The following is a 14,368-nucleotide window of genomic DNA, read 5'->3' on the forward strand; positions in this document are numbered from 1 at the left end:
AAGGATGGACGAAAAGAAATGTGACTGGCTGCCTCCGGTAACCTTCAGCACCTTTATTCTTTCCCTTAACGCCACGGCCCTCATCCATCTGGGGGAGATTCCCCATCCGGAGACCAACCGCAAGGAGGTCAACCTTACCCTGGCCAAGCATACCATTGACACCCTGGATATGCTCAAGGAAAAGACTCGGGGGAACCTTTCGCCGGATGAGGAGCGGCTTCTCGAAAGTATCCTCTACGAGCTCCGCTTGCGCTTCATCAAGCTTACCCGATGAAGCTTTTGGCCCCGGCCAAGCTCAATCTCTTTCTCCGGATCCTGGGCCGCCGTCCAGACGGCTATCATGATCTGCAGACCCTCTTCCAGAAGATCACCCTCTTTGACGAGGTAGAGCTTTTTAAGGCTACGGGGATAGCCTTGGAGGTGGAGGGAGAGGCCCCGGGGGGCCGGGAGAACCTCTGCTTTCGGGCGGCGGAACTCTTTTTCCGCGAGGCGGCGGTAGAGGGCGGGGTCTTTATTCGCCTTCGCAAGCGCATTCCCCCGGGAACGGGCCTTGGCGGGGCCTCCAGCGATGCCGCAGCCGTCCTGCAGGGGCTCTCCCGACTTTACCCCGGCCATCTTTCCCCGGAGGCCCTTTACCGGATGGGGGTGCGCCTCGGGGCCGACGTGCCCTTTTTTCTTTCCCCCTACGCCACAGCCCTGGGGGAGGGGCTGGGGGAGAGGCTTACCCCCTGGCCCACCCCTCACGCCTGGTACGTGGTGGCGGTGCCCTCCTTCCGGGTCTCCACGGCCTGGGCTTATGCCCAATTGAAATTGACAAAAAGGAAAAGGCCGCTTAATTATGCCCCGGAAAATTTTTACTGGGAGAGCCTGGTGAACGATTTCGAGGCCCTCATTTTTGAGGCCTACCCGGAGGCGGCCGAACTGGCCGAGGCTCTTAAGGCCGCGGGGGCCCTGGCTGCGCACCTTACCGGAAGCGGCTCGGCCCTTTTCGGGGCCTTTCGGGAAAGGGCCGAGGCTGAGCGGGCGGTGGAAAAACTGGCGCAAAGATTCCCCGAGGCCCGCTTTTTCGTGGTCACCAACCTTAAGGAGGGAGACCCATGTTCATCAATCACCTGAAGATCTTTAGCGGCACGGCCAATCCGGAGCTGGCCCGCAAGATCTGTGAGTACCTGGCCGTTCCTTTGGGACTGATGGAGATCAAAAGGTTTAGTGACGGAGAGATCTTTGTGGAGATCAAAGAAAATGTCCGGGGAGCGGATGTCTTTGTGGTCCAGCCCACCTGTACCCCGGTTAACGAACACCTCATGGAACTCCTCATTATCATCGACGCCCTACGCCGGGCCTCCGCCCGACGGATTACCGCGGTAGTTCCTTACTATGGCTATGCCCGGCAGGATCGGAAGACCGCCCCGCGCACCCCTATTTCCGCCAAGCTGGTGGCCAATCTTATCACGGTAGCCGGGGCCCGACGGGTGCTGACCATGGACCTCCATGCCGGACAAATCCAGGGCTTTTTCGATATCCCGGTAGACCATCTCTTTGCCGCTCCGGTCCTTCTGGAATACCTTCGGGAGCACTTCCGGGACGAAGATCTGGTCATCGTCTCTCCGGATGCCGGTGGGGTGGAACGGGCCCGGGCCTATGCCAAGCGTCTGGATGCGGGGATCGCCATCGTGGACAAACGCCGTCCCGGACCCAATCAGAGCGAGGTCATGCACGTGGTGGGCGAGGTGAAGGGCAAGGTGGCCATTATCCTGGACGACATGGTGGACACTGCAGGCACCATGTGTAAAGCCGCCGAGGCCATAAAGGAGCGGGGGGCCAAGGAGGTCCACGGGATGGCCACCCATCCCGTGCTTTCGGGACCGGCGGTGGAGCGCATTGAAAAATCGGCCCTCAAGTCCCTGGTGGTCACCGACACCATCCCCTTGCGGGAAGAGGCCAAAAAGGTTAAAAAGATCAAGGTTCTTTCGGTGGCCAAGCTCCTGGGCGAGGCCATTCGCCGCATCCATGCGGATGATTCCGTAAGTTCGCTTTTTGTCTAATACGGGAGGAGGTTTTGAGCCATGAGACAGGTGCCCTTTACCGCGGAATATCGTGCCCGCACCGGAAAGGAAGTGGCCAAGAAATTGCGCAAACAGGGCCTGGTTCCGGCCATCCTCTACGGGCCCCAGACCGACCCCTTACCCCTTACGGTCAAACTAAGCGAGCTCAAACGGGTTCTTCAGCGTCACCGGGGCGAACAGCTGATCTTCAATCTTACGGTGGAGAAGAACGGAGAAAGGGAACAGCACCTGGCCCTGATCAAGGAGCTCCAATATCATCCGGTGACCGACGAGATCCTTCACGCGGATTTTTACGAAATCCGTATGGATCGGCCGGTGGAGGTGGATGTCCCGGTGGAGATTACCGGAAAGGCCAAGGGGGTGCAGAAAGGGGGTCTGCTGGAGATCATCATGCACGAGATTACGGTCTCCTGTTTGCCGGACCGCATTCCGGACCGGATCGTGATCGATGTTTCGGAGCTGGACCTCGGGGATACCCTCCACGTGCGCGATCTTACTCCCCCGGAGGGGGTAAAGTTTGCCGAGGATCCGGACGAGCCGGTGGTCACGGTGGTAGAGGTGGAGGCCGAAGCCGAAGAGACCGCCGAGGAGGAGACCGGAGAATCTGCCTAAGGGGACATGTGGCTTTATGCGGGGCTGGGGAATCCCGGCCCGAAGTATGCCCGCACCCGTCACAACCTGGGCTGGATAGTCCTGGAGGCCCTGGCCGAGGAGCTGGGACTTTCCTGGAGGGAGGTCCCGGCCCTTAAGGCCCTGGTAGGGGAATGGCCCGGTCGGGCCTGGCTTCTTCTTCCTCTTACTTACATGAATCTTTCCGGAGAGGCTGTGGCTCCAGCCCTGGAGCATTTCGCTATTCCGCGGGAAAGACTCTTGGTGATCCACGACGATCTGGATCTACCCCTCGGGCGTATCAAATTTGCCCCCAAGGGAGGGGCTGGGGGCCATCGGGGGGTTCTTTCGGTGATCTCCGCGGTGGGCAGCGAGGAGTTCCCGCGTCTCAAGCTCGGGATCGGTCGTCCCCCGGCCGGGGTTCCGGTGCGGGATTATGTACTTTCGGAGTTTGAGCCGGAGGAATGGGCCCGGGTGGAGAGAATGGTTCATCTTGCCCTGGCAGCTCTCAAAGATCTTCCGGAAAAAGGCCTTCTCAAGGTCATGAGTCTTTACAATCGCCGGGAAGCCCCCCAAAATAAAAAAGGGCCTCAAGGCGTAGGAGAGTTCCTATGAACCCCAGAAGAAAGGGAAGATCTCGTCTAGACATCTGGTTTCAGGACACCTTTCTTAAGGCCGAGCGCGTGCTTTACATCCTGGTGGCCGTGGGCCTGATCCTGGCCACCCTGGAGGTGATCTACGACGGCTACCACGCCCTCCTTCAGGCCTTCGCTTATGAAGATTTCGCCCTGGGGGTCCTCAAAGTCATCGACCGTTTTCTCATTGCCCTCATGTTTCTGGAGATCCTCTACACAGTGCAGATTGTCTTTGGGGAGGAGTACCACCTCCAGTGCGTGGAGCCCTTTCTTATGGTGGCCATCATCGCCCTGGTGCGGAGGCTCCTTATTCTCTCCTTTGAGATCTCTCACGGGGCGGTGGGTCCGGGAAAGGTCAAACTCTATTTGGTGGAAATGGCCCTGGTGGGGGTCCTCATCCTGGCCCTGGTGGGGGCGGTGATGATGCTCAGGAGACGTCGGAGGGAGAGAAAAGATGCGTCCTGAAGAAGCCATTCTGGTCCTGGATTTCGGCTCCCAGACCACCCAGCTTATCGCCCGCCGGGTGCGGGAGCTCAAGGTCTACAGTGAAATCAAGCCCTGCACGGCCTCGGTTGAGGAGATCCGGGCCTTCGCCCCTAAGGGGATCATCCTTTCCGGAGGTCCTTCAAGCGTCTACGACCAGGGAGCGCCCACCGTGTCTCCGGAAATCTTCGATCTCGGGGTTCCGATCCTGGGGATCTGCTACGGTATGCAACTTATGGCCCACCTCCTCGGAGGCCGGGTAGAGCGGAGTCTCAAGCGAGAATACGGACCGGCGCAACTCCGGATCCTCTCTACGGAAGACCTCTTTTATGGATTGGACCCTGGACGTACCTATCGGGTCTGGATGAGCCACGGGGACCGCCTTGAGGAGCTCCCTCCGGGCTTTGTGTCCCTTGCCGAAAGTGAAAACTCCCCTTATGCGGCCATGCGTCATACCCAAAAACCCCTCTTTGGGGTGCAGTTCCATCCTGAGGTGGCCCATACGGAGATCGGCCGGGAGGTGCTAGCCAATTTTGTCCTGCGCATCTGCGGCTGTTCTCCCACCTGGACTATGGAATCCTTTATTGAGAGTGCCGTGCGGGAGATCCGGGAGAAGGTAGGGCCGGAGGAGCGGGTAGTCTGCGCCCTTTCCGGGGGTATCGATTCTACGGTCACCGCCCTCCTGGTCCATCGGGCCATTGGAGAGCGCCTGGTCCCCATCTTTGTAAACAATGGTGTCTTGCGCAAGAACGAGCCGGAAGAGGTCCTGGAACTTATGGGCTCCTTGGGGCTTAAGGTGCGCTATGTAGATGCCTCGCAGAAATTCCTGGAGAGATTGCGGGGGGTGACCGATCCGGAGGAAAAGCGGCGGATTATCGGCCACACTTTTATCGAGGTCTTTGAGGAGGAGGCCCGCAAGATCGGAAATGTGCGCTGGCTGGCTCAAGGGACTCTTTATCCGGACGTCATTGAGAGCGTTTCTTTCAAGGGGCCTTCGGCCACCATCAAGACCCATCACAATGTGGGCGGACTTCCCGAACGAATGCAGCTCAAGCTTCTTGAGCCCCTGCGGGAGCTTTTCAAGGATGAGGTGCGGGAGATTGCCCGGGAACTGGGGCTTCCCCAAAAGGTGGTCTGGCGCCAGCCCTTTCCCGGTCCGGGGCTGGCCATCCGCATCCTTGGGGAGGTCACCGAGGAGAGGCTTGCCATCCTCCGGGAGGCCGACGCCATTGTCACCGAAGAGATGCTGGAAAGCGGCTGGTATTACAAGGTGTGGCAGAGCTTTGCCGTCCTGGTACCGGTAAAAACGGTGGGGGTCATGGGCGACTATCGAACCTATGAGTATGTAGTGGCCATCCGGTGTGTGGAAAGTCAGGATGCCATGACCGCCGACTGGGTCCGGCTCCCTTATGACCTTCTGGCCCGCCTTTCCAACCGCATTATCAACGAGGTCCAGGGGGTAAACCGGGTAGTTTACGATATCTCTTCCAAGCCTCCGGCCACTATCGAATGGGAATAGCGCTTGACAGGGGGAAAGGGGCCGGTTAACTTTGAAACGCGTGGGGCCGTAGCTCAGATGGGAGAGCGCGTGAATGGCATTCACGAGGTCGTGGGTTCAAGTCCCACCGGCTCCACCAGTCCTCGATGTCCTCTTTTATAGCCCAAAGGCAGATCTGGCCCGGATTTTCTTTTAGCTTGCGGAGAGGCGAGTTTCCCACTCCCAGCCGGTCTTTACGATGAAGGCCAAGTCGTCGTAGCGGGGCTTCCAGCCCAGTTTTTCCCGGATCTTTCGGGAATCGGCCACTAGAATGGGGGGATCTCCGGGCCGGCGGGGGGCCTCCACCACCGGGAAATCCCTTCCCGTGACCTCCTTGACCGTGCGCACCACCTCCCTTACGGAGTATCCGTGGCCATAGCCGCAGTTGAAGACCTCGCTTTCGCCTCCGGAAAGGAGGTAGTCCAGGGCCACCAGGTGGGCCTCGGCCAGATCGGTTACATGGATATAATCCCGGATGCAGGTGCCGTCGGGGGTGGGGTAGTCCGTTCCGTAGATCTCCAGCTGCGGGATTTCGCCCTTGGCGGCTTTGAGGGCCCGGATAACGAGATGGGTGGGTTCAGGATAGTTAAAACCTATGCGCCCCTCCGGGTCGGCCCCGGCCACATTGAAATAACGCAGCGACACGTAACGGAAGCCGCAACCCGAGGCCGCAAGATCCCGCAGCATCCTTTCCACCGTAGCCTTGGTCTCTCCGTAAGGATTGATGGGCGCAAGCGGAGCCTCCTCGGTGACGGGGATCTCTTTGGGAATTCCATAAACCGCTGCTGAAGAAGAAAAGAGGAAAAGTTTGCAGCCCGAGACCTCCAGGGCCTCAAGAAGATTTAGGGTATGAACCACGTTGTTGCGGTAGTATCGGAGGGGAAACTTTACACTTTCCGGGACCACGATGGAGGCCGCAAAGTGCATGACCGCCTGCGGCCGGAATTCTCGGAAGACCTTCTCTAGGGTCCTGCGGTCTCCCAGGTCGCCTTTTACTAAGTGGCCGTAAAGGACGGCCTCTTCCTTTCCGGTAGAGAGGTTATCGTAGACCAGGATCTCGCAACCCGCCTCTCCCAGAAGCTTCACCACGTGGGAGCCGATATAGCCCGCCCCTCCGGCAACCAAGACCCTTGCGCCCTTCATGGTCCCTAAACATAACCCTGCCCCAAAGAAAAGGGAACCGATCCTAATATCTATTGACAAAGTCTATTTCTGTAATAAAAATTTGGGATCAATTGCCCGGGAGAGGGGGCTGGTGCTCCCCCGGGGCTGCAAACCCCGTGGGCCCCCGGAGAGAGGGGTGCTGACTGGTTCGATTCCAGCCCCGGCCTGAAAGAGGGACAAAGGAGGGATCGGAGATGGACCGGGAGGATCTTTGGCGAGCTCTGGGACTGGATTTAGAGGCCCATGGGGCGCTCCTTGAGGCCTTGGGTCCCCTTTACCAGGAGGTCTTTCTCTCCCAGGAGAATCGTCCGGAAGGTATGGGTTATTTCGATTCTGTGGTGGCGGACATCCACGGGGCCCGGGTGGCGGAGCTTTTGCAGATCCGGGAAAGCGGGCGCCCGGTGGTGGGAACCTTTTGTGTCTTCGTGCCCAAGGAGGTGATCTGGGCTCTCGGAGGGGCCTGTGTGGGTCTGTGTGCCGGGGTGGAGGTGGCCACAGAAAAGGTAGAGGAGCTCCTGCCCCGGAATCTATGCCCCCTCATCAAGGCCTTTTTTGGCTTCAAGCTAGCCCGCCTCTGCCCCTATATGGAGGTCTGTGATTTCCTGGTGGGGGAGACCACCTGTGACGGTAAGAAGAAGGCCTACGAGATCTTCGAGGCCTATAAACCCCTCTACGTGATGCAGGTCCCGCAGCGTAAGGATGAGGCGAGCTTCACCCTTTGGCTGGAAGAGATCCGGCGCTTTGTGAATCATCTGGAGGAGGTTTTGGGGAAAGCCCTTTCGCCTCAAAAGCTGCGGGAGGCCATTGAACTCATCAATCGCAAACGAAAGGCCCTGGCGCGGCTGAATCGCTTGCGGTTCAACGATCCTCCTCCTATTTCCGGGCGGGACGCCCTCCTCATCCATCAATTGGCCTTCTTTGACGACCCCGAAAGATTTTCCTCTCGGCTGGAGGCTCTATGTGATGAACTGGAGGAGCGAGTAAAGGCTGGAGAGGGAGTCTGCCCTCCGGGGACCCCACGGATCATCCTTTCCGGCTGTCCCATGGCTATTCCCAACTGGAAGGTCACCCATCTAGTGGAAACCTCCGGGGCGGTGGTGGTGGGAGAGGAATCCTGTGTGGGTTCCCGGTATGTGGGAGAGCTTGTGGCCGTCTCTGAGACCTCCAGAAAGGGGCTCCTGCGGGCCTTGGCCGAGAGATACTTCAAGATCGACTGTGCCATCTTTACCCCCAACCCGGAGCGACGCCGGCACCTGGCCTCCATGGTCGCTCAGAGCGGGGCCCAGGGGGTGATCCACTACGCCCTCAAGTTCTGCGATCCCTACACCGTAGAGTCCTACCTCGTGGAAAGGGAAAGTCCGGTTCCGGTCCTTCGGCTGGAGACCGACTACAGTCCCGAGGATCGGGAGCAGTTGCGCACGCGGATTGAAGCCTTCCTGGAGATGCTCTCATGAAGGTGGTAGGGCTGGACGTAGGCTCGCGGACGGTAAAAATAGTGGTGCTGGAAGAGGGGCGGGTGGTGGAGGCCCACCGGGAGGAGACCACGGCCCGCCTTCCGGAGCAATTGCGGGCCCTCCTTTCGGGGTTGGAGTTCGAACGTCTGGTGGCCACAGGTTACGGGCGCAACCTGGCCCGGGAGCTTTTTGGGGCCGAGACCCTCACCGAGATCCGGGCCCATGCCTTGGGGGTGAAACACCTCTTTCCGGAGGTCCGATCCATCCTGGATATCGGAGGACAGGACAGCAAGGCCCTGCGCCTGGATGATTCCGGACGGGTAGTGAAATTCGAGATGAACGACCGCTGTGCCGCGGGTACCGGGCGCTTTCTAGAGGTTATGGCCGCGGCCCTGGGAGTCTCCCTGGCGGAGCTTGCGCAATGGGCCCTTTCTGCGGATCAAGGGGTGAATCTCAGCGCCCTCTGTACGGTCTTTGCCGAAAGCGAGGTGGTGGGTCTTATCGGAAGAGGGGAGGCCCCGGAGCGCCTCGCCCGGGGAATCGTCACCGCCATCGTTAAAAGGGCCCTGGGCCTTCTCAAAAGGGTAGGGGCGGAGGCCCCGCTGGTCTTTACCGGAGGGGTGGCCCTGAACCAGGCGGTGGTGAAAGGCCTCGAGGAGGCTTTGGGGTTTGCCGTCCTGGTTCCGGAGGCTCCCCAGATGACCGGGGCCCTGGGGGCGGCCCTTTATGGGGCTGAAGAGCGGATCGTGGGCCAGGCCTCTGGAGGCTCTCCCCCGGCTACGGCCCGCCCCAAGGCTTCGGCCTCGGACAGGGCCGAGGGATGTTCCTTGATGGCCCCGCGTTTTTCCACCCCGCGATAAAAGAGTCCTCCCTGGTATTCCGCCCCTAGGGCGTCGAAAAAGTAGCGCACTACCCGCTGGACGCCCTCAAAGAGCTTTTTCCCTTTGGTGGCCCCCAAGGAGAGAAAGAGTCCCTGGCGCCGGCCCTCCGGAAGGTTCTTCAGGACATATTTCCGGACCCAAAGGGCCTGGGAACGTTCGATCAAGGCTTGGGTCCGAGAGGTAAGGTTGTAAAAGAAAATAGGCGAGGCCAGGACGATGACTTCGGCGGCGAGCAATTCGGGATAGAGGGGCGCGAGATCGTCCTCAAGGACACACTCTCCCGTACGGTCGCACCCTCCGCACTCGATACAGCCCTGAAAGTCCATCTGGTAGAGATCAAACCGCCGGACCTCCGCCCCCGCATCCTTCGCCCCCTGCACAAAGGCCGCCAGGAGAAGGTCGGTGTTGCCTCCCCTTCGCGGGCTCCCGTTAAAGGCCAAAATCCTCATGGCCCTCTCCTTTAAGTTTTGAAAAATTCTAAACTAAAAGGAGATCCTTGGGAAGGCCTAAGAGCGGTCGCCGATGTATTCGTGGGCGTAGGTCCGCACGTGATACCCTTCGAGGACGTGAAAGGTACGCAGACGCCGCAGGTAAAGGGCGGAAAAGGAACCCAAGGGGAGGTAGATGACCCGTTTGCCTTGACGGGCGGCAAATCTTTTGGCCAGGGCCGAAGGGGGCCTGCGGGCCACATAGACCACGAAACGTTCCAGAGAGTAATCAATGGCCGCCACCAGAAGGCGTTCCGCCTTGGTGCGGGCGAATTCAAAGAAGGGGTCGGTCCAGATGTCGTAGACCCGCATGGGAGGGTAGGTGAGCATAAAGCCTCCGTAAACGCAGCGGGAGATCCCGGGGCCGATAACCACCTCTCCGGGTGGGGTGGCGTAGAAGGCCATATCGGATTCTTCTTCGTGTTCTCCGTGCCAAGTGAGTTTCCAGGGATATTTTTCTTCCGGGCCTTCGTCCTCTTCGAAGATGACCACCACCGAGCCGGCCCGGCCCGGGGCCACCGGGGCATCCACCACGTAGAGCCTTCCTTCATGCCAGCGGCGGATGGTCTCCCGCAGATCCGGTCCATCTTTGAGAGAGGCGGTGAAGGGTTCCACCCGGCGCAGTTCTTCGGAGACCACGCGCAGGGCCCGGCGCATGGCCTCTCGGCCGAAGTTTTCGATAACCAGGTCTTCGGGGGGAAAGGAGCAGATGATCTCTCCCCTCCAGGCCTTTTTAAATTCACCGGGACGTTTTTCCGGGCGCCGCTTAAGGGGCCGGAGCCGGCGGCGGAGATGGAGGGGGCGCATACGCTTGAGGAAGCGCACCCGGCGGTGCGGACGCTGGAGATCCTCCAGGCGCAGGTCCAGGGGGACGATTTCCGGAGTTTCGGTCTGGTAGGGATAGCGGGTGCCCACCTCCCAGAGGTGCCAGGCAAAATCGTCTCCTCCGGCTCCCCGGGCGGCCACCACGAGCTGGTAGAAGTCCGGGGTGAGGCGTCCGGAAAGAAGGGCCTGATTGCGGGCAAACTGTCGCAGGACCCTGCGGGCCTGAGGACTCAAACGTTCCCGGAACTCGCGCTCCAAAGCCCTTTCGGCCTCTTCGATCAGTCTTTCTTGAAGGTCCAGACGATCTAGAGGGAGCCGATCCTCCCTTCGGGCTTCCTCGTAACAACCCTGGAAAAAGGCCGGCTCGGAGAGCACCTCCCGGGAGCTCTCGGCACTTAGATGAAAAAGGGCCAGGCCCTCGGCCTTGGCCCGTAGAAGAGGCTCGGGAAGGTCTTCTCGAGACAGAAGCTCGGCAAGCCTCCGGGCATGGGCCAGCCCGCAGACTACCGCCACCCGTCGAAAGCGTCCGGCCAGGGTCTGAATCCTGCGGGCCATGAAGAGTTCTCGCCGGTGGTCGGCCTCGGTGGCCGGAAAGTCTACCTGCAGGGCCTCCTCCACATAGCGCCCATAGCCGAGGCGCGAGACCAGATAGGCGTCCGGAAGGGGTTCTGTATTTTCCGGGTAGTCCGGGGCGGTGGCGTCCACCGGAAAGATCTCCCACCCCTCTTCCAGGGCTGTGCGTCCCGCTTCTACTAGGGCCTCGGCAGGTTCCACCACGAAATAGACCTCGGTCCCCTCGGGGTCCCGGAAGGCGATCACCGAAAGGAGGGGAAGTCTTTTGAGGGCCCTGCGCAGAGGACCTTCGAAAAAGGTGGGCAGTTCCAGGGCTACGGCCTCCGGGCGAAAGGCCCGCAACTCTGCCCGCACGGCCTGGGCAAACTCCAGACGCCCATGGAGCACCGGAAAGATGCGGACTCGAGCTCCCCGGAGAGTCTGTTCGAGCATCTAGACCGGGCGCAGGCGGGAGGGCTGAGACCTTTCCTCTCCCGGGAAATAATTTAAGGCCTCGGGCCCCAGTACGGCCACCACGGCCTCTCGGAGGGCTTCCTTGAGGGTGCGATGGCCGGCAAGGCTCCGCAGGCGTTTGAGGGCATAGCGGCCGATGTTGACTCCGTCCCGCACACTGTAGGGTTCTCCATGGCGGTGGGCGGCCTGGAGAAAGGTCACCAGGTAGTTCAGGAGGTCTTCCTCGGCGAAGGGTAGATTGGCCCTCAGGATCTCCCTTTCCTCCTCCGCCTCCGGAAAATCCACGTAGATGATGGGCTTAAGGCGGGAGTCGATATATTCCGGAAGATCGAAGGTGGAGGCGTCCTCGTTCATGGTCACGCAGAGCCGGAAATCCGGGTGGGCTTTAATCTTGACCCCGGCCACGATGGATTCCACATAGCGCCGGGCGTCAAGGAGAGGGGCCAGAGAGGCCCAGCTCTTCTCGCTCATGCGGTTGGCCTCGTCGATGATGGCCACTCCCCCGCGAATCATGGCCGTGACGATGGGGCTGGCCATGTATTTGATGCGCCCTTCTTCGGAGATTACCGGGGTGACTAGGAGGTCCTCCGGGCGGGTGTCCACCGTAGCTTGAAAGATATAAACCTCGCGGCCGAGCCGTTTAGCGGCCGCATAGGCCAAGGTGGTTTTTCCGGCCCCGGGTTTGCCCACCAGGCGGGGGTTGAGAGGCAAGTCCCGCTCGTCCACCACCATCCAGGCCGCCAGGATCTGTCCCAAAATATCTTCCTGCCCCACGCATACCAGGGGAAGTTCGTCAGGATGGGCCAGATGAAGGGTTACGCCTTCCAGAGTTACTTTCTCCATTTTGCTCCTCGGCTCTTTCGGGATTTTTTATAGTATAATGCGAAAAGGCCGTTCGGAGGAGGCGTTGTATGAAGGTCCGCTACCTTGTAGGGGGACTCCTGTTGGGGATGCTTTGTGGCTGTTTTGGCTCTCCGGAGACCGTGGTCATCTATAACCAGCCCACGGTCAAACCCGGGCCTCCACCCCACGCCCCGGCCTGGGGCTACCGGAAGAAACACCCCAGCGGAGTGGAGCTGGAGTTCGATCGGGATCTCGGGGTTTATGTGGTGATCGGGCGGCAGGGGATCTATTTCTGGGAGGGGTTCTTCTTTAAGTTCGAGGGAGACCACTGGTGGATGGCCGCAAGCCTTGAAGGTCCTTGGGAGGTAGCTGAGCCTAAGCGCATTCCTCCCGGACTCCTCAAGAAGTACAAGTGTAAATGCAAGAAGTGGAAGCACAAGCACAAGTGTAAGCACGGCCCTCCCTGGGAAGACTAGGCTTGCTTGCTCCGGAAAAGGTCCTGGTCCTCCCCTGTGAGGACTACACCGAAGAAAGTCTCCGGAGGGCGGTGGAGGTCGCCCTTGAACAATTTTTACCGGGAGATCTTTCCGGGGCTCGGGTCCTGGTAAAGCCCAATCTGGTGGCCCCTCGGCAGGCCTCCCTTTCCTGTACCCATCCGGCCACCGTGCGTGCGGTCTGTGAGGGGCTTTTGGCGCGGGGGGCGGAGGTCCGGGTAGGGGACTCCCCGGCCTTCGGCACCACCCGCTCCGTGGCCCGGGCCGCGGGGCTCCTTGCGGCCCTTAAAGGGCTTCCGGTGCGTCTGGTCTCCTTCCGAAAGAAGGTCCGGGTGGCCCTTTCCTGTGGCCTTACCGTAGGCTTGGCCCGGGAGGCCCTGTGTGCGGATCTCCTGGTGAATCTTCCCCGGCTTAAGGCCCACAATCAGCTCCTTCTTACCGCAGCGGTGAAAAATCTTTTCGGCTGTGTGGTGGGGCTTGAGAAACCCCTGCTGCACGCGCGCCTGGGAGAAAGAGGAGATCTCTTTTTTCGCATGATTCTTGAGGTGGCGGAGCTTTTGCCGGTGGGGCTCAATCTGCTGGATGCCGTGGTAGCTATGGAGGGCCAGGGTCCCACCGGGGGGCGGCCTCGGAAACTAGGCTACCTTTTTGCTTCCGGCCATCCCCTGGCCTTAGATACCGTCCTCTATCAGGCCCTGGGCCTTTCTCCAGAGAAGGTCCCTCTGTGGAAGACGGCCCTGGATCTTCGGCTTTTCGGAGCCCGTCCCGAGGAGGCAGTGGTGGAAGGGGATCTTCCGGATCTTTCGGATTTCCAACTTCCCTTGAGGCTTTCCCCGGTAACCTTTCATCCCCTGCGTCTCCTGCGGGGAATGCTTCGCCGCCTTCTCCTGCGCTTGCGGTCCGGTTTTTTGGGAATTAAGGAATTTTCCTAGGATGTCTTTCCGGGAGATTCAGTTCGTAAAGAGCGTGGTTCGGCCGGAGGAGCTTCCGGTGCCGGGCCTTCCGGAGGTGGCCTTTTTGGGCCGCTCCAATGTGGGGAAATCTTCCCTGATCAACGCCTTCCTGGGGCGGAAAAAGCTGGCCCGGGTTTCTTCCACCCCGGGTTTTACCCGAGCCCTCAATTTTTTCCGGGTGGACCATCGCTTTTTGGTGGTGGACCTTCCGGGCTACGGTTTTGCTCGAGTTCCTCCCCGGGTGCAACAGGCCTGGAAGTACCTGGTGGAGGGCTATCTTTCGGCCCCTCGCCCCCTCAGACTCCTGGTCCTTATCTTTGACCTGCGGCGGGAGCCGGATGCCCTGGACCAGAGCCTCTTGGAGTACGTGAGGGCCTTAGGGCGTCCCCACATTGCCGTCCTTAACAAGATGGATCGCCTGCGCAAGACAGAGATCCCCCGGGCCCGTCAGCGCTGGGAGGCTACCCTTAAACTCCCACCGGAGAAAATTTTCCTTACCTCTTGTCGTACCGGAGAGGGAGTGTTATCTGTAAAAAATAAAATTTTAGAAGCCCTAGAAATTAAGAAAGAATTGGGAGGTAAAAGATGAAAAGATTCTTAGGGGCAGGGTTGTTGGCTACTCTGGTGATAGTCTCTCCGGGCTTTTGTGGAGGGGGCAAGCCTGACGGAAAGGCCCTCTTTTCCCGGAATTGCGGTTTCTGTCATCCCGGGGGGCGCAACGTGATTCACCCCAAAAAGACTCTCGACCGGGAGACCCTTCTCAAAAATGGTATCCAGGGTCCGGAGGGTATCGTGGAGAAGATGCGGAATCCCGGTCCGGGAATGCCTCGGTTTTCGGAAAAGAGGCTTTCGGACGAGGAGGCCCGGGCCATCGCCGAATACGTCTGGGAGACCTTCAAAAAGAAATAAC

16 protein-coding genes, 2 tRNA genes and 1 pseudogene are annotated in these 14,368 nt (G+C 59.9%); 15 read left to right on the top strand and 4 right to left on the bottom strand.

Annotation, left to right across the window (positions count from 1 at the left end):
- The first annotated feature begins 4 nt into the window (after window positions 1-4).
- From FVE67_RS08095 to FVE67_RS08130, 8 genes are all read left to right on the top strand, one after another.
- Entirely contained in the window at window positions 5-274 is a 270-nt protein-coding gene (locus FVE67_RS08095) for a DUF1844 domain-containing protein (RefSeq protein ID WP_168720097.1), read from the top strand.
- The gene (ispE, locus tag FVE67_RS08100) at window positions 271-1,116 is read left to right on the top strand and encodes a 4-(cytidine 5'-diphospho)-2-C-methyl-D-erythritol kinase (RefSeq protein WP_168720098.1); all 846 of its coding nucleotides are present in this window, start codon (window positions 271-273) and stop codon (window positions 1,114-1,116) included. The genes FVE67_RS08095 and ispE overlap by 4 nt, the downstream gene beginning before the upstream one ends.
- Complete coding sequence (locus FVE67_RS08105) at window positions 1,098-2,045, top strand: ribose-phosphate pyrophosphokinase (protein WP_246167882.1); 948 nt, start codon at window positions 1,098-1,100, stop codon at window positions 2,043-2,045. Before ispE ends, FVE67_RS08105 begins: the two co-directional genes overlap by 19 nt.
- Window positions 2,046-2,066: 21 nt before the next feature.
- On the top strand, window positions 2,067-2,678 hold the full coding sequence (locus tag FVE67_RS08110) for a 50S ribosomal protein L25/general stress protein Ctc (protein WP_168720099.1): 612 nt from the start codon (window positions 2,067-2,069) through the stop codon (window positions 2,676-2,678).
- 6 nt (window positions 2,679-2,684) lie between these two features.
- A complete protein-coding gene (gene pth, locus FVE67_RS08115; protein ID WP_168720100.1) occupies window positions 2,685-3,290 on the top strand; it encodes an aminoacyl-tRNA hydrolase in 606 nt (201 codons plus the stop codon).
- On the top strand, window positions 3,287-3,775 hold the full coding sequence (locus tag FVE67_RS08120; RefSeq protein ID WP_168720101.1) for a phosphate-starvation-inducible PsiE family protein: 489 nt from the start codon (window positions 3,287-3,289) through the stop codon (window positions 3,773-3,775). Before pth ends, FVE67_RS08120 begins: the two co-directional genes overlap by 4 nt.
- The gene (gene guaA / locus FVE67_RS08125; RefSeq protein WP_168720102.1) at window positions 3,765-5,312 is read left to right on the top strand and encodes a glutamine-hydrolyzing GMP synthase; all 1,548 of its coding nucleotides are present in this window, start codon (window positions 3,765-3,767) and stop codon (window positions 5,310-5,312) included. Before FVE67_RS08120 ends, guaA begins: the two co-directional genes overlap by 11 nt.
- Before the next feature lie 42 nt (window positions 5,313-5,354).
- Window positions 5,355-5,430 (top strand) — tRNA-Ala (locus FVE67_RS08130).
- Window positions 5,431-5,483: 53 nt separating this feature from the next.
- Here the strand turns inward: FVE67_RS08130 and galE are convergent.
- On the bottom strand, window positions 5,484-6,473 hold the full coding sequence (gene galE / locus FVE67_RS08135; RefSeq protein WP_168720103.1) for a UDP-glucose 4-epimerase GalE: 990 nt from the start codon (window positions 6,471-6,473) through the stop codon (window positions 5,484-5,486).
- 98 nt (window positions 6,474-6,571) lie between these two features.
- Here galE and FVE67_RS08140 point away from each other — a divergent pair.
- The 3 genes from FVE67_RS08140 (at window position 6,572) to FVE67_RS09415 (ending at window position 8,808) form a co-directional block, all read left to right on the top strand.
- Window positions 6,572-6,657, top strand: a tRNA-OTHER gene (locus FVE67_RS08140).
- A 31-nt stretch (window positions 6,658-6,688) separates the two neighbouring features.
- Window positions 6,689-7,948, top strand: coding sequence for a double-cubane-cluster-containing anaerobic reductase (locus tag FVE67_RS08145; protein ID WP_168720104.1), 1,260 nt, complete (start codon window positions 6,689-6,691; stop codon window positions 7,946-7,948).
- Window positions 7,945-8,808 (top strand): acyl-CoA dehydratase activase, encoded by an 864-nt coding sequence (locus tag FVE67_RS09415; RefSeq protein ID WP_168720105.1) that lies wholly within the window; start codon window positions 7,945-7,947, stop codon window positions 8,806-8,808. Before FVE67_RS08145 ends, FVE67_RS09415 begins: the two co-directional genes overlap by 4 nt.
- 38 nt (window positions 8,809-8,846) lie before the next feature.
- Here the strand turns inward: FVE67_RS09415 and FVE67_RS09280 are convergent.
- From FVE67_RS09280 to FVE67_RS08160, 3 genes and pseudogenes are all read right to left on the bottom strand, one after another.
- Window positions 8,847-9,278, bottom strand: a pseudogene (locus FVE67_RS09280) (flavodoxin family protein); the annotation flags it as partial.
- 57 nt (window positions 9,279-9,335) lie between these two features.
- The gene (locus FVE67_RS08155) at window positions 9,336-11,147 is read right to left on the bottom strand and encodes a DUF5682 family protein (RefSeq protein WP_168720106.1); all 1,812 of its coding nucleotides are present in this window, start codon (window positions 11,145-11,147) and stop codon (window positions 9,336-9,338) included.
- A complete protein-coding gene (locus FVE67_RS08160) occupies window positions 11,148-12,011 on the bottom strand; it encodes an AAA family ATPase (protein ID WP_168720107.1) in 864 nt (287 codons plus the stop codon). It lies immediately after the preceding gene.
- A gap of 68 nt (window positions 12,012-12,079) precedes the next feature.
- On the opposite strand from FVE67_RS08160, the gene FVE67_RS08165 reads away from it, so the two are divergent.
- The 4 genes from FVE67_RS08165 to FVE67_RS08180 are packed head-to-tail and all read left to right on the top strand — an operon-like array spanning window position 12,080 to window position 14,367.
- Window positions 12,080-12,487, top strand: coding sequence for a hypothetical protein (locus tag FVE67_RS08165; protein ID WP_168720108.1), 408 nt, complete (start codon window positions 12,080-12,082; stop codon window positions 12,485-12,487).
- Window positions 12,488-12,489: 2 nt separating this feature from the next.
- The gene (locus tag FVE67_RS08170) at window positions 12,490-13,437 is read left to right on the top strand and encodes a DUF362 domain-containing protein (protein WP_168720109.1); all 948 of its coding nucleotides are present in this window, start codon (window positions 12,490-12,492) and stop codon (window positions 13,435-13,437) included.
- 1 nt (window position 13,438) lies between these two features.
- Window positions 13,439-14,047 (top strand): ribosome biogenesis GTP-binding protein YihA/YsxC, encoded by a 609-nt coding sequence (gene yihA / locus FVE67_RS08175; RefSeq protein ID WP_168720110.1) that lies wholly within the window; start codon window positions 13,439-13,441, stop codon window positions 14,045-14,047.
- Window positions 14,044-14,367, top strand: a complete 324-nt coding sequence (locus FVE67_RS08180) for a c-type cytochrome (protein WP_168720111.1) — start codon at window positions 14,044-14,046, stop codon at window positions 14,365-14,367. Before yihA ends, FVE67_RS08180 begins: the two co-directional genes overlap by 4 nt.
- Window position 14,368: the final 1 nt, after the last annotated feature.

This window comes from Thermosulfurimonas marina, from assembly GCF_012317585.1.
GTDB lineage: Bacteria > Desulfobacterota > Thermodesulfobacteria > Thermodesulfobacteriales > Thermodesulfobacteriaceae > Thermosulfurimonas_A > Thermosulfurimonas_A marina.